Genomic DNA, 22,171 nt, shown 5'->3' with positions numbered 1-22,171 from the left:
GCCAGCAGCCGGTTCCAAGTGCCGTCGGCCGACCAGCGGCGGAAGCGTTCGTAGACCGTTTTCCACGGGCCGTAGCGTTCGGGCAGATCCCGCCAGGCCGCTCCGGTGGACAGCTTCCACAAGATGCCGTTGACCACCTGACGGCGATCCCGCACCGGACGGCCCATCCGCGAAGGAGCCAGCAACGGCTCGATCACCACCCACGCCTGATCAGTCAGCTCATGACGACGCACCACGAACAGACCAACGCACCAACCACTTTGCGGACACGACCTAGGCGGCGGGATGGACGCGCTCTTCGAGAAGCTCGACGAAATGTGGGACGCGGGGATCCTGCCGCAGGAAGTCATCCTGAAGCGCTGAGCGGATGACGCGACGTACGGTCGCTGCCGGCTCTGCGGCGGGGCCGTGCCGGGGTGCGGCCCCGCCGGTGTGGGGAGTGGGGTCAGCGGTCACCGCCCGTCTGGCCTTCGCGGTTATAGTTCCAGGCAGCGTCGCGTGCCGGTGGCGGATGGATCGCCAGGCATGGAGGCGTCGTATCGAAAGGTGGCTACGGCCATTCCCGCCCCCATTTCACAGAAGATCACGCTCTACCCCGCCGAGGACCGGTTCCTCGGCCCCCGACCCGCCGTCCTCGTCCTGCCCGGCGGCGGCTTCCGGGAACTTCCACCGCACGAGGGCGAAGGCTACGCGCGCTGGTTGTCCAGCCTCGGCATGCACGCGTTCGTCCTGTCCTACCGGCTGCTGCCGGACCGGTTCCCGGCCCCGCTCGAAGACGCCCGGGCCGGGTTGGACCACATCCGCAACGGCGACCACGGCCTCGACGTCGGCCGGGTCGGCGTCATCGGGTCGAGCGCGGGCGGCCAACTCGCCGGCCTGCTCATGACCGGGCGGGTCCTGTCCGTCGAAGAGGGCGTCGCCGACCCGCCCCGACCGGACTTCGCGATCCTGGCCTACGCGCTGGCCGACCTCGACCTGCTGCCGCCACCGGTGGTCGAGAACCTGCTCGGCGACCTGCTGCCCATCAAGGACGAGCTGTCTCCGGCCAAGCATGTGGACGCGTCGGTGTGCCCGACCTTCGTATGGTCCACCGCCCAGGACCCGCCGGGCCTGCCCAACGCCCTGGAGTGGACCCGGGCGCTGGCGGCGGCCGGTGTACCGGTGGAATTGCACGTCTACCCGGGCGGCAGCCACGGTATCGGCCTGGCCGACGGCGTGGAATACGGCGGCGAACCGCACAAGTTCATCGCGCGCGAGCCGCACACCGCGTCCTGGACGACCGTGTGCGTGGCCTGGCTGCGCCGGGAGGGCGTTCTTGTCGACTGACCGCGTCACCGCCTGGGGCGGGGAACTGCGGCGGGTACACGGCAAGCTGCGCGATGCGCTGGCTCTGGCGCGGGCGGGACTGGACGGCGGCGGCCCCGCCGACGTCCCCACCGACCTGCTGCTGTTCTGCCACGGGTTCTGCGCCGCCCTGTCCGGCCACCATCGCGCCGAGGACGGTTCGCTGTTCCCGGAACTGGTGCGGGCAAGTGGTTCGCCACCCTGGGCGAGCGCGCGGACATGCAGGGTGACATGCATACGGTTGTGGCCATGGAAGACAACATCGACGACCCCCGGGCCACGGCGATCGTCTCCTGGCGCGGCCCGGCCGAGGGCGGACGCCGCTCCGGGCCGCCGACGACGCCGGTGTACGCGGCGACGGCGGTGTTCCCCCGGGGAGGCGACGAGGAGGTCCAGTCCGGCTGGCCGGCCACGGCGGAGCAGATCAGCGTTCTCCTCGAACAGGTAGCGGAAGGACCGGAGGGGACGGGGACGTATCTGGTGGGCTTTCTCGTGCCGGAACTGGCGGCGCCGCACCTGCGCGAGGGCGCCGAGATGCTCGTGATGGAAGGGCCGAAGGTAGTCGCGACCGCCCGCCTCACCGAGGTGCGGTGAGCCGGGCCGGGTCCTGTCCGGGCGCGGGAGGCCGCGGGGCGGTGAGGCTGGCCGACGTGATCCGGAGGGTCACCTGATGGGGATGTGCAACTTCCTGGACGCGGACATGACGTGCTCGCGGTGCGGCGAGCAGTGCACGGCGGAGATCGAGTTCAGGTTCGGCCTGCTCGACCTCCGCCGGTACGCGGTCGGCGACGCCGTCGACTGGGGCGAGAAGGGCCTGCGCCACCCCCGGACCCGGCCCCCGGACGGCAACTACGCCGACGAGGGATACGCCGAGTGCCAGCGCTGCCGCAAGGACTACTTCGTGCTCATCCGGGTCGAGGAGGACCGGATCGTCTCGGTCGAGGTGGACCCGACCAAGCCTGGTCACCTCACGTAGCCTCCGCGGGATCACCCCGCACGCTCGCCGGATCAACCACCACCGCCCAGACCGTCTTGCCGATCTCACGCTCCGCCACCCCCCACCGGTCCGCGACGTGCTCAACCAAGTGCAGCCCGAAGCCGCCGTCGTCATTCGGCACTCGCGGTACCGGCCGCACGTCGGAGGCGTCGTGCACCTCGATACGCACCCCGCCGTCCTGCCGGACAAACCGAGTCAGGATTTCCCGCCCCGGCGACACACGAGCATGCACGACCGCGTTCGTGACCAGTTCCGAGAGCACCAACACCGCTGACCCCTCAATCCCGGCCAGCCCTCACCCGGCCAACGCCTTACGCAACTGCGCGCGCGCCAGCGCCACACACCGGCGATGCCGCCGCCACTGCCACGTGATCACCGATTCAACGGGGGAACCCGGCGGGTGGGTCAAGGGATCAGACATCGTGCATCGCCTCATAGACGGGGTTTGGACGGAGCGCCGCCGTGAGCCGACGCCCAGGAGTAGCGTTGCCAACACGCTCGACGGGGCATGGGACTTGCGTGTCCACTGCTGTCCGCTCCTCAGCGGACACCTCAGCGGGCAGGAGGGCTCGCTATGGAGGAGACATTCGGGCAGGCTCTACGGCGCCTGCGTGGCAGCCGCTCTCTGCGTGCGGTGGCCCACTCGCCCATTGCAGCAAGAGCTACGTAGGGGATCTTGAGGGCGGGCGAAAGGCGCCCTCACGGGCGATTGCCGCATCACTCGACCGGGCCGTCAATGCTCAGGGTGTGGCGCGCTCGTGGGCAGCCGTCCAGCGTGGCCGGCCATGGTTCTGGCTGGCAAGCTCAACCGGGTTCTCCATCGTGACTTCCCTGAATCTCGCCAAACCTCTGAGTATCATGCCCGCTACATTGAGGCGACCAGCCGCCTGACCGGCCAGACGTCATAGCTGTCTACCGCTCCCAGGGGTCGTGAATGAACAGTGAAGATTTCACCGCCGAACAGGTCGGCGGTATCACGGAGTTCGTAGATATCGAAGCACTCCCACCCGAGGATATGCCAACCGCTCACCTCATCTTCGGAAGTAACCAACCTCAACCCGTTGCGATCGTCGCTGAAAGATATCATCAAGGACTTGCGCCATTTATTATCGCGACCGGCGGAGTGAATCGGCACAATGGGATCATTGAAGGACGAGAGTTCCGTAGACTCCTCATCGACCGCGGTGTTCCCGGTGAGGTAATTCGATGCGAGGACGGATCCGTCAACACGTGGCAGAATGTCGAACTTGCTCTACCGTACTTGCGGGAGGCTCTGAAATCCGGATTGCGAATCACGGCCGTCGGCAAGTGGTATCACCGCCGCACCATTCACAGCCTCGCCACCCTTCTCCCTGATATCGGCGTCTTCTATGGCGTCTCATGGGATCCAGTTTATGCGGGCCAGGCGGTCACTCGTGCTGGCTGGCTGGGCATTCCAGATGGCAAGCGCAGAGTTATCCGTGAATGGAAGGAAGTGTCACGCCGCGTCGCTGACGGCAGCTTCAAAGAGGCAACCCTCGCCGAAGGAGCGTGGCGTTGCTGAACTTGGCGCCACGACAATGCAGCAGTGGCCTAACATGAATCATGCCCGTCGATCCCGCGCTGCTCTTCGGCTTCCTGGCTCTGTCCGCGCTGCTCTCGGCCATCCCCGGGCCCTCGGTGATCCTGGCCACCGGCCGCGCGATCGTGCGGGGCCGCGCCGAGGCCATGTGGATCGTGCTGGGGAACGCGCTGGGCGGGCTCGTGCTCCTCGGGTTGGTCATAGCCGGGCTGGGGGCCGTGGTGGTAGCGTCCGCGGCGCTCTTCATGGTCGTGAAGATCCTGGGCGCGGTCTATCTCTTCTGGCTCGGGCTGTGCGCACTCCTGGCCGCCTGGCGGACCTCACCGGCCGACGTGGACGGCGTAGTGGGCGAGGCTCCCCAAAGCACGAGGTACGGCCAGCTTCGTGAGGGGTTCCTCGTGGGGGTGAGCAACCCCAAGAGCATCGCCTCGCTCATGGCCGTCCTCCCTCAGTTCGTCGATCCGGCCCAGGCCGCCCCGGTGAACGTCGCCGTGACAAATGCGCTGCAACCGGCCCTCAAGACCGGGGCAAATCGCCCACGCTGCCCGAGTTTTGCTCACCCAGACGCCGCGGGGGTGTCGGACACGTCCCCGGTTCCGGGTAGGTCGTCTTGATCGTCTGCCAGCGTTCCGCCTGGGGTGCGGTCAGCCGGCCGCGTAGTTCGGCGAGTTTCAGCAGGTTCGCCTCCGCGCCCTGGGCCAGCGTCTGCGCCTCGCCCAGGTAGTGGTCGTCGATCAGCGCCTCCACCTCGTCGTCGGTCATCACGGGCATGATCCGCTCGGCGAGCTTGTTGGTGTTGCGGTACGAGCCCTGCAGCCTGAACGGCGGTTCCGTGCGGGCGGCGTCGGACTGGGCCGCGGAGGCGATGTAGGCCGCGTTGACCTTGAGGACTGTGTCCCTGACGTGCAGCAGTCGGCGCAGCACGCCGAGGATCTGGTCCAGTTCTGCCGTCGTGTACGGGTGGACGAGGCGGTCGGTGCGGGCCGCCGGGTCGCCGTGGGCGAGGCGGACCAGCAGGTCGGTGTCGGCGCGTTCGCGGGAGGCGAGGGGGGCCAGTACGGGGTGGGAGGTGAGTGCGTTCTCGATGTGGCTGAGGGCGAACAACTGCTCCTTGCCGGACAGGACGTCGCCGAGGTTCCACACGTCGGCGCGGTTGGCGAGCATGTCCGGCACCCGGAAGCGGGCCCCGGACTCGGTGAACGGGTTGCCCGCCATGCACACCGCGAAGCGCTTGCCGCGCAGGTCGAAGACGCGCGAGGAGCCGTCCCACACGCCTTCCATGCGGCGCTGGGCGTCGCACAGGGAGACGAACCGCTGCAGCAGCTCCGGCGACGTGTGCTGGATGTCGTCGAGGTAGAGGAGGGTGTTGTTGCCCATGGCGAGGGCGAAGTTGATTTTCTCGATCTCCCGGCGGGCGGCGGCGTCCGGGGCCGCGGCCGGGTCGAGGGAGGTGGTGCCGCTGCCCAGCGTGGGGCCGTCGACCTTGACGAAGACCAGCCCGAGCCGGGCGGCGACGTACTCCATCAGCGACGTCTTGCCGTAGCCGGGCGGTGAGAGCAGGAGCAGCAGGCCCTGGCTGTCGGTGCGGCGTGCGCCGGACTCGCCGCCGGCGGCGCCGAGTTGCTTGGCGAGGTTGTCGCCGATCAGCGGCAGGTACACCTCGTCCAGGAGGCGGTTGCGGACGAACGTCGGCATCACCCGGGGCCGGTACGCGTCCAGGCGCAGCCGCTCGCGCTCGGCGCCGACGAGGGCGGTCCGGCGGCGGGTGTACGCCCGGTAGGCGGGGACGCGCACCTCGCGGAACTCGGCGGTGCGGGAGAGGAATTCGTCGATGCGTACCGTGAGCCGGCCGCCGTCGATGCGGCGGTGGGTGCCGAGCAGCCCTGCTACGGCCGTCTCGGTGCCGGCGTCGGAGTCCTGCCGGGTCACGTCGTCGCCGGTGACCTCCGCGGCGACGGCCTCCGCGAGGCAGGAGGCGTCGGCGCCCGTGCCGGTCGCGTACGCGCCGAGCCAGGCGGCGGCCAACTGGCGGCGGGCGGCGGGGTCGCCGGCGAGGGCGTCGAGGTCGCGCTCGTACTCCTTGGCGGCGTCCGGGCCGAGCGCGTCGCGGAAGCCGGTGCGCAGGGCGCGGGCGGCGGGGCTGGTGACGAACGCGGGCGTGTCCGCCGCGGCGGCCAGCTCTTCGAAGAGGTACGTGCCGACGGCGGCGGACTCCGTGGGCGACGCCGGGCAGGGGAGTCCCGCCGCGGCGAGGAACTCCGCCGCCCGGGCCGCCAGTTCCGCCGACAGCTCCGCCACCGCCCCGTCGAGGCCGAAGGCCGCCCGCGCGCGGGCCAGCGACCGGGCCCGCGTCGCCCAGCCGGCGCGCTCCTGGTCCCCGGCCCCGTACGCCCAGAACAACTGCGCCGCCGCCCGGACCTCCGGGGTGAACCGCAGCAGGCCGCACGCCTCGTGCAGCCGCAGCAGCGCGCCGAGGATCGCCGCCGCGTCCCGGTCGTGGACGCCGCGGTCGTATCCCTCGTCGTAGGCCGCCTCCGCGGACTGCCGCGCCAGCTCCGCCAGCCCGGCCCCGGCCCCGGCCCCGGCCCCGCTCCCGGCCCCGCTCCCGGCCCCGCTCCCGGCCCCGCTCCCGGCCCCGTCCCCGGCCGCCGCCGCGAGCTGCGCCGCCGGGGTGCCGGCGAGCAGTCGCGCCGCCAGGTACTCGCCCCGGTAGACCGCCGGCGACTCGGAGACCAGCGGCTGGTCCCAGAAGGCCCGGGTGTCCGCGAAGGCGGGATCCGCCACCGGCGCCCGGTAGTCCGTGCCGGTGATCACGAACACCGGCTCCCCGTCCTGCGGCACGAGCGTCAGCTCGGCGGGCCGGGGGTTGACGGCGAACCGGTGCCGCCCCAGCCGCAGCGTGCCCTGCTCGTCGTAGAGGTCGGTGCGGTCGCGCAGGGCGCGTACCGCCTCCTGGCGGGCGGCCTTGAGCCGCGCCTGAAGCTCCTCGGCGCGCACCGTGTCGCCGAGGGTGCGCAACTCGTCCGCGGTGGTACGGACCTTGGCGACCAGCGGGTCGGAGGCGAAGAAGGTGTGGACGTCGTCCGCGTTCTGAAGGGCCGCGGCCCGGCGGGAGACGGTGCCGAGGATCCGTTCTGCGGACCGCGCCAGCCGGTCGGCGTGCCGGGCTCGTTCGTCGAGCTGCGCCTGCTTGCGGGCGGAGAACGCCTCGTAGACCTCCTCGCGCCGCGCGGCGATCTGCTCGGCGAAGTCCTCCAGGGAGCCGAACTTCGCCTCCAGGTCCTCCAGCCGCAGCATGAGCCTGCCGAGCTGGTCGTCGCACTCCTCCGGCGTGCCGGCCGCGGCCAGGCCGCCGGTCACCGCCTGGCCCAGCAGCGCGAACTCGGCGGCGAACTCGGCCCTGCCCTCCCGCTCGGCCAGCTCGCGGCGGCGGGCGTCCAGCCGGGCGCGGGCCCGGTTGACGGCGCCGAGCACCTCGCCGATACGGGCGAGGATCGAGGTCCGTACGGTCGCGTCCGCCAGGTCGAGCGTGCCGACGACCTCGGTGACGGCCTGCAGCGCCCCGGCCTGCTCGTCGATACGCTCCGCGACCGGTGCCGCCGCCGCGGCCGTCGCCACCGCGCCGGCCTCGTCGGCCAGCTCGCCGGCGGCCTCGCGGGCGGCGTCGAAGGCCGTCTCCTCGGCGAGGAACGCGACCGCGCGGCGGCCGGTGGCCGACAGCGACTCGGCCAGTTGCGCGTCGAGTTCGCCGATGCGGCCGAGGTCGGCGTAGCGCTGCTCGCGCAGCGTGTCCAGGCGGCCCTGGGAGCGGCGGAGTCCGGCGAGCCTGCGCACCCAGCCCTCGGCGGAGTCCGGGGCGGTGCCCCGGGCCCGGCGCACCTGGCCGGTGATCCGCTCGGCGGCCTCGTCGATGGCCGCGGCGGCCTGGGCGCGCAGCTCCTCGACCCGCTCGAACTCGTCGATGACCTGCTCGGCGGTGCTGCGGACGGTCTCCAGCGGTGCGGCGAGCCCGCCGGAGACCGCCTCGCCCAGCCAGTGGTGGTTGTCGGCGACGCGGGTCGCGGCGGCGACGATGGCCTCGAAGACGGCGCCGTTCGGCTCCATCCCGTCGGCCATCCGTGCCACCGACAGGCAGTCGGAGACCGCGCGGACGAGTTCGGCGTTGCCGATACGGGCCAGGGGGCCGCCGCCGGCGGACTGGGCCGCGGCGTGCGCGTCGGAGACGTACGGGGTCTGCCAGACCTGCACCGGGTGCACCCGGGTCGGCTCGCTGCCGGCCGCCGTCCTGAAGGCGATCATCGTGCCGTCGTCGAAGAGCGACCAGCCGTGCGTCTGCCAGAGGGTGGTGACGTCCTTGCGGATCACGTTGTACGGCAGCAGCAGGGTCCGGCCCTCGGCGCGGGCGTGGAAGACGTACAGGACGTCCTCGCCGTTCGGGGAGCGGACGACGCCCTGGTACTCCAGATCCTTCGTCTCCGTGTCGAAGGTCCGCGCGGCGCTGCCGGCGGGGACGTCGGCGAGGTAGTAGCCGCCGGGGAAGATCACGCCCTGCTCCTCGGGCAGCCGGCGGCACGCCTGGCCGAGGCCGTCGAGGCGGACGACTTCCCGGGAGCGGGTGTTGTAGACGAGGTGGCGGCGGTCCTTCTCGTTGTACGGGAGGATCCGCAGCAGCACCAGCGGGCCCACGACGGCGTACTCGATCTCGGCGTCGGCCAGCGACTGCAGCGGCTCGTCCACGGGCTCGCTGTAGACGCCCTCGCCGGTGTCGGTGCTGTCCTCGACCTTGAGGGTCAGGGTGCCGCCGATGCACTCGACGAAGACCAGGCCGCGGATGGAGACGTGCGGGTGGCGGCCCTGGACGTGGTCGGCGCGGGTGGTGGCCGTCCACTCGAAGTCGTGGGCGGGCGGGAAGACGTGGTCGCGCTCGCCGCGGTCGTCCACGTAGGCGACGGTGCCGTCCGGCGCGATGCGCCAGCGCAGCACGCGGATGTCGGTGAGCGCGTTCCCGGTCTGGAAGACGGCGAGGAGGTGGGAGCGGGCCAGGCGGAGCTGGAGGAGCTGGGTCTCGCGGTAGTAGCGGTACAGCTCGGCGAAGTCCCGGCGGAAGGCGGGGTCGTCGAGCAGGCCGGGGACGGCGTCCTGGGGCGCGGCGTGGAACCGTATCGCCGCGCCGTCGCCGCCGTCCGCGCCGTCCGCGCCGTCTTCGCTGTCCGCGGTGAACTCGAAGCGGTGCAGCGAGAACACGTCGCCGACGTCGGTCTCGGGCTTGAGGCCGAGATGGACGTTGTAGCCGAACAGCAGCGCGCCGCCGACCTGCACGATGTCGCGGGGCACGCAGTTGTGCTCGGTCCTGATGCGCTCGGTGCCGGCCAGCCGCGCCTCGGCGCCGCCGAACTCCTCGATACGGCGGGCGTTGAGCGCCTCCGCGCCGCGGGCCAGCTCCCCGGCGGCGGCGTGCAGCCGGTCGCGCAGCACCTCGTACGTGCCGGCCGCGACGGCGTCCGCGCCCCCGGGCGCCTCCGGGCCGCCGGGCGCCTCCGGCGGGGAGGTCTGCACCTCGTGCTCCACGTCGTCCTCCACCTCGATCTCGTCGTGCCCGTCGTGCCCGTCGTGCCCGTCGTGCTCGTCCTGCCCCGTCGTTCCCGGGGCCCCGGCGTCCCCCGTCGCCGGCCCCGCCGTACGGGTACGGGGCCCGGCCCCGTACCCGTACCGGCTACTCCTTGACCTGCTGCGGCGCCCCGTTGACCAGCGCCGGGCCGACCAGCGACGCCGCCGGGAGGTCCGCCGCGCCGCTCTCCCGCGCCGCCTGAAGCAGCCCCGTCAGCGTCCCGGCGTGCGGGCCGCCCGCCGCGATGAGGCGGCTGAGCAGCCCGGCGACGCTCAGGTCCCGCAGGCCCGCCGCGCCGAGGCCGGCGGTCATCGCCGTCAGGTCCGACGTGAACGTGCTGTCGGACCGCAGCCACGGCCCCGCCATCGCCTGCACCGACGCGGAGCTGTCGACGAAGCCGTCCACGCTCTTGCCCATCGACACCGCGTTGACCAGCTTGTCGAAGAAGACGCTGTCCCCGCCGACGATGCTGATGTCCGCGTTCTCCAGGCCGGTGGCCAGCACCGTCGCCTGCGCCTCGGCTATCTGACGGCCCACGTCGACCTGCGCCATCCGGATGTCCTTCTCCGCCTCCAGCCGCAGCCGGTACTCCTCGTGCTCCCTGCTGGCCGCGTCCAGCGCGGCCATCGCCGCGGCCTTCTCGGTGATGCCCGCGGCCTCCGCGGCGAGCTTCTCCCGCAGCCCCTCGGCCCCGGCGAGCGCCTTGTCCCGCTCGACGTCGGCCTCGGCCTTGCCGACCTTGGCGATGGCCTCCGCGCTGCGCTCCTGCACCTGGGCGGCGGCAAGCCCCCCGGCGGCGGCGTCGGCCTGCTTGCCCTCGGCCAGCCGGATGGCCGCCTCCGCGTCCAGCTCGGCGGCCTTGCGCCGGGCCTGGGCCATCGTCAGTTCCTCGGCGGCGCGGTGGTCCGCCGCCTGCTCGGCCGCCTCGGCGGCCTTGATGTCCTTGACCAGCCGCTCCTGCGCCGCCGCCTCCGCGGCGATGATCAGCGCCTGGCGCTCGCGCTCGGCCTCCTCGACCGTACGCAGCTTCTTGATCTCCTCCTCCTGCTGCGCCACGGTCTTCTCCACCGCGATCCGCTCGCGTACGACGTCGGCGATGTCCCGCTTCTCGCCCTCGACCTCCCTGTCCTTGGCGATCCGGGACAGCTCGGTCGCCCGCTCCCGGGCGATGACCTCCAGCAGCCGGTCCTTCTCGATCTTCTCGTGCTCGATGGCGACGACCCGCTCGCGGTTGAGCTGGGCGACGGCGATCTCGCGCTCCCGGTTCTCGTTCTGGATGCCGAGGTGCTCCTCCGTCTTGAGGTGCGCGCTGTGCGCCTTGAGCCGCTCCTCGGCCTGCACCTTGGCGGTCTCGGCCTCCTCCCGCGCCCGTACGATCCCGACCTCGCGCTGCTGCTTCGCCTCGGCGTCGGCCTGGCGGCGCTCCAGTTCGAGGACCGCCTCGCGGGCCTCGACGTTCTTGCGGGTGATCTCCTTCTCCTCGTCGCGCCGCAGCTCGTTGGTGCGTACGTTCTCGACCGCGGTCAGCTCGGTGATCTTCCGGATGCCCTGGGCGTCGAGGATGTTCTGGGCGTCGAGCTGAGCCATCGGGGTCTGTTCCAGATAGTCGATGGCGGCGTCTTCGAGGCTGTAGCCGTTGAGGTCGGTCCCGATGACGCGGATGATCCGGTCGCGGAACTCGTCGCGCTTGGTGTAGAGGTCGGCGAAGTCGAGCTGCTTGCCGACGGTCTTGAGGGCCTCGGAGAACTTGGCGTTGAACAGCTCCTGCAGCGTGTCCTGGTCGCTGGCGCGCTCGGTGCCGATCGCCTGCGCCACCTTGACGACGTCCTCGACGGTCTTGTTGACCCGGACGAAGAACGAGATGCGGATGTCGGCGCGGATGTTGTCCTGGCAGATCAGCCCTTCCTTGCCGGTGCGCTCGATCTCCATGGTCTTCACGGAGATGTCCATGAGCTCGGCCTTGTGCAGCACCGGCAGCACGACCGTGCCGGTGAAGGTCACGTCGACCTTCCGCATCTTGGAGACGATCAGCGCGTGGCCCTGCCGCACCTTGCGGAACAGCCGGCTCACCGCGAACAGCAGCACGAGCCCGATGAGCAGGAGCACGGCAAGCAGCACGCCGAGTCCCGTGGTGATGGCGGTCATCAGTACTTCCTTCTCTACTTCTCTACGGTCTGGACGTGCGTGTCAGCCGAGGGAGCCGAGGGGGCCCGGAGCGTCGGGGACACCGTCGGCGGGCGCGACGCGGAAGAACTCGCCTTCGGCGTCGTAGTCGAAGATCAGGGCGCGGCTGCCGGCGGCGAGGCTGTTGCCGGCCTCGCCCCTGACCTGGATGGTCGCGCTGGAGCCGTCGGCCGCGGTCACCTCCGCCTGGCCGTACGCGGAGGTGACGGCCGAGGTGCGCACGACGCACATGCGGCCGATGAAGTCCCGGCGTCCGGCGGGCCTGCCGGTGGCGCCGAGGCGGCGCAGCGGGCGGGCCAGCAGCCAGGTGGCGTACCAGCCGGCGGCCAGCGCCAGTACGAAGCCGGCCGTCCGGGCGGGCCAGGCGAGCGCCGGGGGCGGCCCGGCGCCGTCGATGACGACTCCGGCCGCCAGCGCCGTGAACCAGGCCACCGCGACGACCAGCGACAGCACCACCGTCACCGGCACACCGCCGAGCCCCAGGGCGGCCGGCAGGACGGTGAACCCGCCCGCGGCCCCGTCGTGACCGGCAGGGCCGTCGGCGGTCACGTCGCCGCCCGCACCGGCGGCGTCACCGGCCATGCCGGTCACCGCGGCGAACAGCCAGTAGGCGATCACGACGAGCAGGGGGACGCTGAAGACGACGGCCGGAAAACCCAGCGCGGCGTCCGCGAAAGCACCCATTGTCGCCCCCTCCACCGAACCGGGCGGGGCACTTCCGCCTCCGGCGCCGGCGGAACTCAGCGTGCCACTTGGCTCGTTGGGATTCACTGCCTGGTTCCGGCAGTCTTTCCGTACCGCCGCTGCGCGGTCACGGTGGGTCAGTTCGCGTGTGGGGCAGGGTGGGGGAGGGGGTCGGGGGCGGCGTAGAACTCGGCGTGCGAGTCTGCTCGTTGGGGGTCATTGCCTGGTTCCGGCAGTTTTCCCGCGCCGCGGTTGCACGGATGCGGTAGGGGAGCGGGTCAGCGCGGGGTGATCACCACCGTCACCGTGCGGTTCTTCGCGTCCTCGTCGTACGGGGCGTCGCGCTGGTCCGCGCTCGACGTCGTGAACGCCGTGAGGGGTTTGCCGCTCGCGGCGGAGAGTTCGCGGGCCGCGATGAGGGCGCGCCAGAGGGCGACCACCGAGCCGCCACTGCGCGGCGCGTCGGGGACGGTGGCGGCGTGGCCGTGGATGGCGATGCGGGCGTCCACCGGCGCCAGGCGCTCGCCCAGGGCCGCGAGCCGGGCGGCGCCCGCGTCGGTCAGCTCCGCGCCTTCGGAGAAGACGCCCTCGGTGAAGACCACCTCCACCGACCGGCCCTGTGCCTGCGGGCGGAGGCCGGGGGAGCGGAGCGTACGCGCCAGCTCCCGGGCCGTTTCCTCGCCGCGTGCGGCCTCCTGCGTGCGCTGTGTCTCCTGCGCCGCCGCCAGCTCCTTGCGTACGCGCTCCTCGATCTGCTGCTCCGTCGCCGCCGCCGTCGTCTCCGTCTCCGTACGAGACGACCCCTGCTCGCCTCCGGTCAGCGCCACCGTTCCCGTCGCCACCACCGCCACCGCGCACACCGCCGCCACCGCGGCCGTACGGGTCCGGTGGCGGGCCAGGGACGCCCGGGGGCCGTCCGCGGTGAGGCGGGCGATGCGGGCCAGGCCCGCGGTGGCGGCGGGGTCGTCGGGGTGGCGGGCCTGGACGCGGCGCCAGTACGTGGCCGCCGCGTCCAGCTCGCCGCGCTGGGCGTGGACGCGGGCGAACAGGTCCAGGACGTCGCGGCGTTCGCCCACCGACCGGGCGTCGCGGGCCTCCGCCGTACGCAGGAGGCGCAGCGCCTCGTCCAGGTTGCCGGCCCGCGCCGCCGCGCGGACGCGCGCCACGAGCAGGGCCGCCCGCAACGCGCCCGCCGCCCCGGCCCCGCCTGCCGCGGCACCGGCCTCCGCTGCCGTACGGCCGCCCGCCCCCGTGCCCCCGTCCGCCGCCGAGCCGTCACCCTGCGCCGTAGCGCCGCCGCCTGCCGTGCCCGCGTCTGCCGCCGCACTGGCTCCGCCTGCCGCCGCACCGGGTCCCGCTCCCATGCCGCCGCCGTCCGCCGTGCCGCCCGCCGTCGTGCTCGTGTCCGTGCTCACCTGACCCCGCCCTCCTTCCTGTCCACCACGTCCCCGACGTCCGGCGGCAGCAGCCGCCGCAGCCGCTGGTTCACCCCCGGGAGCGCCCCCCGGTCGCCCGCCGCCATGGCCCTCCGGCCGTCGCGGATCGCCGCGTCGGCCTGGCTGCGCGGATGCATCTGGTCGCGCATCTCCACCAGCGCGTTGAACACCACGAAGTCCCACTCGTCAGTCCGCCGCAGCAGCTCCACCTGGAAGTCCTCCGCCCGCTTCACCAGCTTCCGCAGGTCCGCCGGCGTCGCCTCCGCGCCCAGCGCGCTCGCGCGCTGGCGCAGGTTCTCCAGCTCCCGCCGGTCCGCCGGGGTGCCGCCGACCTGCTGGATGATGTCCTCGCACGCGCCGAGCACGTCCCACAGCCGGCGTTCGAGACCGGGGATCTCGATGGCCTCCTCGATGTCGTCGAGTTCGGCCTCCAGGTCGCGCATCCGGCGGTCGCTGGTCACCGCCGCGCCCGTGTCGACGCCCGCGGCGTCCACCTCCCTGCCGAGCTGCGTGAGCGGGCGGTGCTCCTCCAGCTTCTCCAGCCGGGTCCTGGCCTGTTCGGCGTGCTCGGACTCCGCGTCGTCCTTCAGACCGCGTACGCGCTGCTCCAGGCGGCGCAGCCGGCCGGCCAGCTCCTGCTGGTCCGGCGCGAGGAGTTCGGTGCGGTTGATGGTCGCCTCGAACTGCTGCTGGACCAGCGGGATGTGGGCGGTCGCCAGCGCCTCCCTGCTGCTCGCCTCGATCTCGAACGTCACCTCCACCTCGCTCTCCGCCGGCAGGTCGATACGGACGTCACCGGGCCGGATCTCCAACTGCCCCACGCGCGTGTTGCGTTCGGCGCGCGGCCGTTCGCCCTCCAGCAGCGGGATGCGGATCACCGCGTCCGGCTCGGAGCGGTGCAGCGGGATCGTGGTGCGGTAGATCTTCGTCACCATGGCCGGCAGCGTCGTGCCCTTGCGCAGCAGCGGGTCGAACGAGCCGTCGGCCCTGCCGATGCCGAGGGTGCCCGTCAGCACCGCCTCGCCGGGGACGACCTTCGCGTGCGTGATCGACAGGCTGTCGCCGGCGAGCCGCTGGCGCGTACCGGAGGCGCCGGTCAGCTCGACGGTGAAGCGGGACGTGGTCCCGGCGGTGAGGGCGACCTCGGTGTAGAAGGTGCCGTCCCGGGTGAGCGCGGTACGGGGCCCGCGGAACGCCGGCCGGCCGTCGGGGTTGCTGAGCACGACCGCGTACCGGGTGAGGTCCACGGCGCTGCCGCTGGTCACCCTGCCGGACACCGGGATGTCCGTGGTGTCGACGGTCTGGGTGGGGTAGTTCAGCTCGACCGCGAACTCGCCCGGGGCCGCGGCCCGCACCTTCCGCGGGCGCCGTACGGTACGGGCGAACGCCGCCGCGCCGCGGGCCACCACGGTCGTCGGGTCCTGGCTGTGGTCCACGGCGATGCCGAGCCCCGTGTCCGGGTCGGTGAGCAGGGCGCGCAGCCCGGGGCTGAGCGTCGAGCCGCCGGCCAGGAGCAGCCGGTCGATGTGGTCGGGGCGCAGCGCGCTCTCGGCCAGCGCGTCCCGGCAGAGTTTGATCGCGCGGGTGTAGAAGGGCAGCGCGAGGTCGTCGAGCGCGTCGCGGGTCAGCGTGTACTCGAAGGGCTGCTTGTTCCCGTCGGCGTCCAGCAGGTCGAAGCCCAGCTCGACCTTGGTCGTACGGGACAGCGCGATCTTCGCGTCCTCCGCCTCCACCTTGAGCTTGGCGAAGTTGCCCAGCCAGCGGTCGTTGCCGCGGGTGAAGTCCGGCAGCCCCAGCTCGCGGCGGACGGCGGGCGCCAGCAGGTCGTCGACGATCGCCCAGTCGATGAGCTTCCCGCCCAGGTACGGGTCGCCCGCGTGCTGGATCAGTTGCAGCTCGCCGTCGCGCTTGCTCATCACCGCGGCGTCGAACGTCCCGCCGCCGAGGTCGAAGACCATCCAGTGGGCGGACTCCGCGGTGTCCTGCACGCCGTACGCGATGGCCGCGGCGGTCGGCTCCTGCACCAGCGGGCAGTGCTCGCTGAGGCCGGCCAGGGCGGCGGCCTCGGAGGTGGCGTTGTTCTGGTTGAGGGCGAAGGCCGCGGGCACGGTGATCACCGCGGCCTCAAGCTCGGTCTCGGAGTCGTGCGCGGCGTCCTGCCGCAGCGACTTCAGCACCTCCGCGGACAACTGCTCGGGCGTCAGCGAAAGACCGGCGCGCTGGAACCGGCGCGCCGCCCCCGCCACCCCCATCTCCAGCTTGAACTCGGCGTGTGCGTCGGCCGGATCGGACTCCGTACGCTCCCGCGCGCGCCTGCCGACGTGCACGATGTCGCTCTTGGGGATCCACACCGCGGAGGGGGTGGTGTCCCAGCCGTCGTTGTTCTTGACGACGCGCACGCCGCCGTCCTCCGCCACCGCGATCGCGCTGTTGGTGGTGCCGAGGTCGATGCCGTAGTCGATGGTCTCGCTCACGCCGGGGTCTCCTTGGTCGTCTCTGCACCGGGGGTCTGCGGGGGCCTGCCGACGATGACCTGGCCCATCTGGATGCGCCGGCCGCGGAAGTAGACGGACGGCCGTACGGTCTCCAGCACGACCTCGCGGGTCAGCTCCGGCTCGTCCTGGAAGACCAGCGCCTCCAGGGAGAGCCCGGAGTCGAACGGCTCGCCGTCGTGCTCCTGGATCTCCAGCCCGTCGTCGGCGAGCGCCTGGCGGCTCGCGCGCACCTGGAGCCGGACCTGCCGCAGGTCGGCAGGGGACAGCGAACCGGCGTCCTGGTCGAGCTTGCGCAGCGCGCGCCAGAGGCCGGTGGCCGCGCCCACCAGGGCTCCGGAACCGGCGCCGGTGGCCGCGGTGTCGGCCCCGCCCGCCCCGGCGTCCCCGCCGGATCCGGCGGCGTTGGCTGCTTCGGCTGTGTCGGCCGTGTCGGCTGCTTCGGTGCCGGCCGCCGCCGGGAGAGCGGCCCGCGCCAGCGCCTCCGCCGCCTCGACCTCCGCCAGGACGTCCGCGGCCCACGCCGTCTGGGCCGGGCCGAGCAGCGGCGGCGGTACGCGGAACTCAGGCGGCTGGCGCCACTGTCCGAGCGCGGCGCGCAGGCGCCCTCTCGCCCGGTGGCGGGCGTGCTGTGTCATCGGAGCCCTTCCCTGGGTGGCGTACGGATTCATGACGCGAACATCCCCGCGAGGACGAACCCGCCGACGATGATCCCGACCGCCCAGGCCGCGCCCGCCGTCAGCCCCGCGACGATGCCGCCGGCGATCACCGCCAGGATCCATACGCAGGACAGGCACTCACTGGGCTTCATCTTCACGTCCCCCGCCGGGCGGCCGAGCCGGACGGACGTCAGGTTCTGGTCGATCTGCGCCTGGTCCCGGTCGGGGGCGATCCTGCTCGCGGTCTCCATCACCTCGATGAGCCTGGTCCGGAACGGCCGGTGCTGGCCCGCCTCGCAGATCCCGAGCGCGACGTTGTTCAGCGCCACGGTGACCGTGTGCGCCATCTCCTCGGACCGCGACTCGGAGACGAACGTCTCCAGCGACTCGAACTCCGCGTACGCGGGCAGCAGCCGGTCCTCCAGGGTCGCGAGGGCGTCCGCGTGCCGGCCCGCCTCCTGCCGCTCACCGGCGGTCCGCACGGCGTCGTTCACCCGCTCGACCGCCTCGTCGACGGTGTCCTCGAAGACGTCGGGCAGCGGCCCCGCGAAGACCGGGTGGCCCGTCCACTCGGCGCAGACCTCCGCCAGCCGCGGCCGGACGGACCGGTCGCCGGCGAGTTCGGCGAACGGGGAGAGCAGCAGCCGGGGGACGCCGTCCAGGAAGTCGTCCGGGGAGTAGTCGTCGAGCCGCGGGTCGGCCAGGGCGGACATGCGGTGGGCGATGTGGCCGCGCAGGCGGGGGTTGTCCAGCAGCGCCGCCCAGCGCGTCGCGGCGGCGCGCCAGAGCCGGGCGTGCTCGCCCCCGGTCAGCGGGCGCGGGCCGGCGGCCTCCGCCTCGATGGCCTGGCTGTGCGCGCGTACGGCCTCGTCGTGCCGGTCGTGCATCAAGGGGGTGCAGTCGCAGCCGAGGTCGGCGTCCCGCCAGTACCACAGCAGCTCGTCCACGAGCCGGCGCCGCGGGTCCTGGAACTCCTCGAAGGCGAGCCGGACCTCCTCCTTGCGGTGCCCGCCGCGCACGGGCGAGTCGGCGTCGCCCGGCCAGGTCTCCTCGACTGCCAGCCGGGCGTCCAGGCGCTGCCGGTGCCGCCGTACCGCACGGCCCTGGGCGTCCACGGGCAGTCCGGTGACGGCGAAGATGTTCCTGCGGTACAGCCGCAGACCCGCCAGGTCCGCGAAGCGGGCCGGGGACTCCTTCACTGGATGACTCCTCTGCGCCAGGTCGTGAGCCGGGTCAGATGCCGTTCCCGCAGGCGGGGGTGGCGGCTGAGGGCTTCTTCGAGTCGGTCGGCCGCGTCCGCCAGGCGGCCGGGGACGCGGGAGAGTGCGAGGGCGGTGCGGACGAGTTCGTCGGCGGGCGGGACGGGCGCTTCGTGCGCTTCGTGCGCTTCGGGCGCGGCCGGAGGCGCGGTGCGCGGCGCGTCCGCGGGCGGTGCGTCCGCGTTCGGCGGTGCGGCGGGCGGGGGTGCCGCGGGCGGCGGTGCCGTGGGCAGGGGCACCGGCTGGTCCGGGGCCAGAGCGCGTTCCGCCACCTCGCGCATCGCCGGCCGCTCGGCCGGGTCGACGCGCAGCATGTCCGCGATCAGCCACTCCAGCCCGGCGTCCGCGTCGTCGTTGAAGTCGCCCGGCGGGCGCAGCGGGTGCTCGAACCGCTCCGGCGAGAACGCCCGCGCCGGGTCGTCCGCGTCGTACGGGAAGCGGTTCGTGAGCAGGTAGTACACGATCGTGCCCAGCGCCCACACGTCTCCGGCGGACGAGTAGCCGCGCCCGCGGATCAGCACCTCGGGCGGCATGTACGCGACCGTGCCCTGAGCGCTCGCCGCCCGCGTCACCGGGTCGGTCTCCCGCGCCAGGCCGAAGTCGCTCACCTTGACGCGCAGTCCGGACTCGTCGTACGCGACGAGCACGTTGGCCAGCGTCAAGTCCCGGTGCACGACCGGCTGCTGCCGCTCGTGGGCGACGGACAGCCCGTCGGCCGCCTGCCGCAGCACGGCGGTGACCTGGGGGACGGGGACGACGCCGCCGTGGCTCTCGACCAGCCGCTGCAGGCTGCCCCCGGCCACGTACTCCATGGTGAAGTAGCCGCGCATGCCCTGGGCGGTGTCCACCGTGCCGGCGTCGAACACCCGGATGATGCTGGGGTGGCCGAGGGTGGAGAGGATCCGCGCCTCGTCGAGCCTGCTGAAGTTGGCGCCGAGGGAGGCGCCGTGCTTGAAGAGCTTGAGGGCCTGCCAGCCGAGCACGTGGTGGCGTACGCGGTACACCTCGGCGAACGCGCCCTCGCCCAGCCTGCGGTCCACCACCAGGCCGTCGTGGACCCGCTGCCCCTGCGCGAGCAGGGGTTCCCGCGCGCCGGCCGCGCCGCCCGCCGTCCGGTTCTCCGCCATCGGCGCGCTCCCCCCTCTCCCCCTGTCCGGTTGCGGCCGTGGGCCCCGGCCACGGTGCGGCCGGTGCCGGGCGGCCCATCGGAATCGTTGTATCCCCGGGGGCCCGGGACCCCTCCCGCGCCGGGGCGGAGGGGGCAGGGGGGCGGGGTGTGGCGGAGGCGGGGCGGAGGCACGGTGGAACACCTGCCGGCGAGTGGCCGGCGGCACCGCTTCGGGGGGATCTGGCCGCTTGCTGCGCGTGCAGATGCAGGTTTATGACAGCTTCGGGCCTCCCCGGCCGCGGTGTACGGGGATAGCGTCGCGGGCGTCCTTACGACCCCCTTCAGGACACAGGTGGCTCGCATGCCGACCCCGCTCCCGCCCCCACCCCCGCAGACAGCCCCCGCGTGCGGCTCCCCCCGCCCCCGGCGGCGCCGGTGAGCGCGGGTGAGGCGGCGGGGTACGCGCTGCCGCCGTAGCCGGCGCACGAGGGACTGCTGCGCGCGGTTCGGGGTGGACACGGGGCTACTCCGGTCCGCGCGCAGCGGGCGGGGAAGGACCCGGACCGGGTCATCCCGCTCGCCGGTCCCGGGGAGCGCCGGACCGCACTCACCCGGCCGGCAGGCGGACCGCCCGCACCGCGGCCCGCCTGCGGGGGAACCGGAGCGGATCAGGCTGCGGCCGGTGCCGCACCACGGCTGTGCGGGCCGGCCGGTGGAGAGCCGACCGCGGTCACACCCACCCGCGTTCACGGGCGAGCAGCGCGCCCTGCGCCCGTGTGGAGGCGCCGAGTACCCGCAGCACGTCGGCGACGTGCCGGCGGTACGTGCGTACGGAGACACCCAGATCCCGCGCCCCGGTCTCGTCCTTGCCCACCTCGCACATCATCCGCAGCACCCGCAGCTCCGCCTCCGACAGCTCCGCTTCCGGCTCCCCGGGCTTGCACAGCTCGACGGAGACGTCCTCCGCCTCCTCCCACACCTTCTCGAAGAGCCCCGACAGCGTGCTGACCAGCCCCTGTCCCCGTACCATCAGCGTGCCGGCGCCGTGGTGCTCCGGGTCCTTGGGCATGAGGGCGACCCGCCTGTCGTACACGGCGAGCTGGTCCGTGATCTTCTCGACCACCCGCACCTCGCCGCCCCGGGCCAGCAACTCCCGCACGTGCCCGGCGACCCGCTGATGCCGCAGCGTGGCCGCGGGCAGCACCAGCCGCCGCCGCACCCCGCGCTTGAGCGCCCGCCACTCCAAGGTGCGCCGGTTCAGAATCTCTTCGTTCATCAGGTGGTACCCGGGCTCGACGGAGGCGATCTCCTCCCGCGCGAAGAAGACCAGCTCCTCCAGCCGGTTGCTCAGGACCGCGCGGTCGTCTATTTCCTCCACCCCGTGCTCCCCGCCGTAGGCGCCGCCTGCGGGGCCGCCGTCCGCCGGGGTCGCCGTGCACTCCGCGCGCAGCGCGGTCAGTACCTGCCGGCTCTGGGTGAGGCGTTGGATCTCCTGGTACATCTCACGCAGCCGCATCTCGGTGAGCCGTGCCACGACCTGCTCCGGATCGACGGGAATGAAGAATTCCGGCCGATCCCCGGGTCTGAGCAGCCGCAGCCGGACCAGGCGGGTCATGGCCCGTTCCTTTTCCTGCCGGGAGAGGCCGAGCTTCACGTGGACGCCTGCTGAACTGGAGTCGGGGTGGCGGAGGAAATGCCGGTAAAGCCGCTCTTCCGCGGGGGAGACCCCGAAAACGCCCATCTCATTGGTGTGCACGGCGAGCCTCCTGCTTTGAGCGGTGTGCCACGAGGGGCCGGCGGTCGTCGGCCCCATGGTTCCGCGCCGGCGCCGCGGCAGGGTGGACTTCGGCGTGACGACAATTTGTCACGCCGAAGTCCGCTGCGGCATGCATACCTGAGGAAAACCGTGGAAGGCCAGGGGTGAGCGCCGCGGGAGTTCATGATCTCCGAATTCCCGGGCGGCACCGGCGAATTCAACGCGTGCAGAAAACCGGAACCGGCGCCTGCCGCGGCGGACGCCTGTTCGCGGCGGACCGTCAGGGAGTGGTGCAGACCACGTCGGCGAACACGGTGTGCTGCACGTTGTCCATGTTGGTGGAGCGCACGGTCCAGCCGGTCGCCGTGGGGAACGAGGCCGTGTGGACGAGGTTGAATTGGCCGAGTCCGCCGCCGCCGGTCGGCACTTGGCCGGCGGGGCACTCCGCGTGGGACGAGCCCACCTGCCCCGCTTGCACCAGGACGCCGTTGCCGCTCGCCTGGGAATGCGCCCGGCTGGAGCACCGGGCGAAGGCGTTCACGCCGGAGACGATGCTGCCCGTGTTCTTGGCCCGTGCCATCCAGGAGACCAGGTTGGGCGACGACATGGTGAGGTAGTTGCCCTGCGCGGCCGAGCCCCCGCCGCCGGCCGGCGTCTGCCCGGAGGGGCAGTTCGCCGTGCTGACGCCCTCGTCGCCGCCGGCGGCGGCTCCGAACTGGTGCGTGAGCGTCGTGTCCGTCGAGCAGATCACCGTGGGCGTCGCGGTGCGCGTACCGTCGCTCCTGTTGTCGACGGTCACGTCCCAGCCGCTGCCCCCGGGAAGCGACTCGCGGATGAAGACCCCGTTGTCGGGGGAGACCGTCACACCGCCGCCGGTGGACGTCGAGCCCGACGGGCAGACCACCCGCGGCAGGCTCACCTCCTGGTTCGCGCCCAGGGTGACGGGCGGGCCGTTCACCCTGGAGACCGTGACCGCCGGTGCCTCCTGCTCGCCGTCCGCCCAGGCGGGGGCGGCGACGGCGCAGAACGCGATGCCGGCGGCAAGCGCCGCGCTGTGGATGTACCTCATCATGACCCTCCTCT

The 22,171-nt window shown here is 72.8% G+C and carries 17 protein-coding genes and 1 pseudogene; 6 read left to right on the top strand and 12 right to left on the bottom strand.

From position 1 onward, the window contains the following. On the bottom strand, window positions 1–236 hold a 236-nt coding region (locus tag B124_RS16520; RefSeq protein WP_496503601.1), incomplete at its 3' end, for a transposase. A gap of 310 nt (window positions 237–546) precedes the next feature. Between B124_RS16520 and B124_RS16515 the strand changes: the two genes are divergently transcribed. The 4 genes and pseudogenes from B124_RS16515 (at window position 547) to B124_RS16500 (ending at window position 2,320) form a co-directional block, all read left to right on the top strand. Further along, entirely contained in the window at window positions 547–1,326 is a 780-nt protein-coding gene (locus B124_RS16515; protein WP_496503600.1) for an alpha/beta hydrolase, read from the top strand. Next, a pseudogene (locus tag B124_RS16510) lies at window positions 1,316–1,519 on the top strand (hemerythrin domain-containing protein); the annotation flags it as partial. The gene B124_RS16515 and the pseudogene B124_RS16510, both read left to right, overlap by 11 nt. A 74-nt stretch (window positions 1,520–1,593) precedes the next feature. Then, complete coding sequence (locus B124_RS16505) at window positions 1,594–1,938, top strand: hypothetical protein (protein ID WP_496503609.1); 345 nt, start codon at window positions 1,594–1,596, stop codon at window positions 1,936–1,938. A gap of 76 nt (window positions 1,939–2,014) precedes the next feature. Beyond that, window positions 2,015–2,320, top strand: coding sequence for a hypothetical protein (locus B124_RS16500; protein ID WP_496503599.1), 306 nt, complete (start codon window positions 2,015–2,017; stop codon window positions 2,318–2,320). Here B124_RS16500 and B124_RS16495 read toward each other — a convergent pair. Beyond that, complete coding sequence (locus tag B124_RS16495) at window positions 2,313–2,609, bottom strand: ATP-binding protein (RefSeq protein ID WP_496503598.1); 297 nt, start codon at window positions 2,607–2,609, stop codon at window positions 2,313–2,315. The genes B124_RS16500 and B124_RS16495 overlap by 8 nt on opposite strands. A 666-nt stretch (window positions 2,610–3,275) precedes the next feature. On the opposite strand from B124_RS16495, the gene B124_RS16490 reads away from it, so the two are divergent. Both B124_RS16490 and B124_RS16485 read left to right on the top strand, forming a co-directional pair. Then, window positions 3,276–3,884 (top strand): YdcF family protein, encoded by a 609-nt coding sequence (locus B124_RS16490; protein WP_496503597.1) that lies wholly within the window; start codon window positions 3,276–3,278, stop codon window positions 3,882–3,884. A 41-nt stretch (window positions 3,885–3,925) separates the two neighbouring features. After that, window positions 3,926–4,516 carry a LysE family translocator gene (locus B124_RS16485; protein WP_496503596.1) on the top strand — a complete coding sequence of 197 codons (591 nt, stop codon included), beginning with the start codon at window positions 3,926–3,928 and terminating at the stop codon, window positions 4,514–4,516. Here the strand turns inward: B124_RS16485 and B124_RS16480 are convergent. From B124_RS16480 to B124_RS16435, 10 genes are all read right to left on the bottom strand, one after another. Next, window positions 4,419–9,470 (bottom strand): DNA repair ATPase, encoded by a 5,052-nt coding sequence (locus tag B124_RS16480; RefSeq protein ID WP_496503608.1) that lies wholly within the window; start codon window positions 9,468–9,470, stop codon window positions 4,419–4,421. The two genes, B124_RS16485 and B124_RS16480, sit on opposite strands and share 98 nt — an antisense overlap. A gap of 145 nt (window positions 9,471–9,615) precedes the next feature. After that, window positions 9,616–11,655, bottom strand: coding sequence for a flotillin family protein (locus B124_RS16475; protein WP_496503595.1), 2,040 nt, complete (start codon window positions 11,653–11,655; stop codon window positions 9,616–9,618). 42 nt (window positions 11,656–11,697) lie between these two features. Beyond that, on the bottom strand, window positions 11,698–12,378 hold the full coding sequence (locus tag B124_RS16470; protein WP_496503594.1) for a hypothetical protein: 681 nt from the start codon (window positions 12,376–12,378) through the stop codon (window positions 11,698–11,700). Window positions 12,379–12,656: 278 nt separating this feature from the next. Next, complete coding sequence (locus B124_RS16465; protein ID WP_496503593.1) at window positions 12,657–13,793, bottom strand: tetratricopeptide repeat protein; 1,137 nt, start codon at window positions 13,791–13,793, stop codon at window positions 12,657–12,659. Beyond that, window positions 13,790–16,288 (bottom strand): Hsp70 family protein, encoded by a 2,499-nt coding sequence (locus tag B124_RS16460; protein WP_496503592.1) that lies wholly within the window; start codon window positions 16,286–16,288, stop codon window positions 13,790–13,792. The genes B124_RS16465 and B124_RS16460 overlap by 4 nt, the downstream gene beginning before the upstream one ends. After that, window positions 16,285–16,944: a hypothetical protein gene (locus B124_RS16455; RefSeq protein WP_496503591.1), complete on the bottom strand. Its 660-nt coding sequence runs from the start codon at window positions 16,942–16,944 to the stop codon at window positions 16,285–16,287. The genes B124_RS16460 and B124_RS16455 overlap by 4 nt, the downstream gene beginning before the upstream one ends. A 29-nt stretch (window positions 16,945–16,973) precedes the next feature. Next, the gene (locus B124_RS16450) at window positions 16,974–18,164 is read right to left on the bottom strand and encodes a hypothetical protein (RefSeq protein ID WP_496503590.1); all 1,191 of its coding nucleotides are present in this window, start codon (window positions 18,162–18,164) and stop codon (window positions 16,974–16,976) included. After that, window positions 18,161–19,351 (bottom strand): serine/threonine-protein kinase, encoded by a 1,191-nt coding sequence (locus B124_RS16445; RefSeq protein WP_496503589.1) that lies wholly within the window; start codon window positions 19,349–19,351, stop codon window positions 18,161–18,163. Before B124_RS16445 ends, B124_RS16450 begins: the two co-directional genes overlap by 4 nt. Before the next feature lie 711 nt (window positions 19,352–20,062). Next, on the bottom strand, window positions 20,063–20,947 hold the full coding sequence (locus B124_RS16440; RefSeq protein WP_496503588.1) for a hypothetical protein: 885 nt from the start codon (window positions 20,945–20,947) through the stop codon (window positions 20,063–20,065). Between the two features lie 421 nt (window positions 20,948–21,368). Next, window positions 21,369–22,160 (bottom strand): hypothetical protein, encoded by a 792-nt coding sequence (locus B124_RS16435; RefSeq protein ID WP_496503587.1) that lies wholly within the window; start codon window positions 22,158–22,160, stop codon window positions 21,369–21,371. Window positions 22,161–22,171: the final 11 nt, after the last annotated feature.

The organism is Streptomyces sp. CNP082 (assembly GCF_059570535.1).
This window is presented reverse-complemented; position numbering and strand designations above follow the sequence as displayed.

Bases quoted from the DNA above. Each gene is read 5' to 3' on its own strand.
- B124_RS16485 (WP_496503596.1), top strand. From the start codon at position 3,926: ATGCCCGTCGATCCCGCGCTGCTCTTCGGCTTCCTGGCTCTGTCCGCG.
- B124_RS16505 (WP_496503609.1), top strand. From the start codon at position 1,594: ATGGAAGACAACATCGACGACCCCCGGGCCACGGCGATCGTCTCCTGG.
- B124_RS16490 (WP_496503597.1), top strand. From the start codon at position 3,276: ATGAACAGTGAAGATTTCACCGCCGAACAGGTCGGCGGTATCACGGAG.
- B124_RS16500 (WP_496503599.1), top strand. From the start codon at position 2,015: ATGGGGATGTGCAACTTCCTGGACGCGGACATGACGTGCTCGCGGTGC.
- B124_RS16435 (WP_496503587.1), bottom strand. From the start codon at position 22,160: ATGATGAGGTACATCCACAGCGCGGCGCTTGCCGCCGGCATCGCGTTC.
- B124_RS16475 (WP_496503595.1), bottom strand. From the start codon at position 11,655: ATGACCGCCATCACCACGGGACTCGGCGTGCTGCTTGCCGTGCTCCTG.
- B124_RS16440 (WP_496503588.1), bottom strand. From the start codon at position 20,947: ATGACCCGCCTGGTCCGGCTGCGGCTGCTCAGACCCGGGGATCGGCCG.
- B124_RS16455 (WP_496503591.1), bottom strand. From the start codon at position 16,944: ATGACACAGCACGCCCGCCACCGGGCGAGAGGGCGCCTGCGCGCCGCG.
- B124_RS16445 (WP_496503589.1), bottom strand. From the start codon at position 19,351: ATGGCGGAGAACCGGACGGCGGGCGGCGCGGCCGGCGCGCGGGAACCC.
- B124_RS16470 (WP_496503594.1), bottom strand. From the start codon at position 12,378: ATGGGTGCTTTCGCGGACGCCGCGCTGGGTTTTCCGGCCGTCGTCTTC.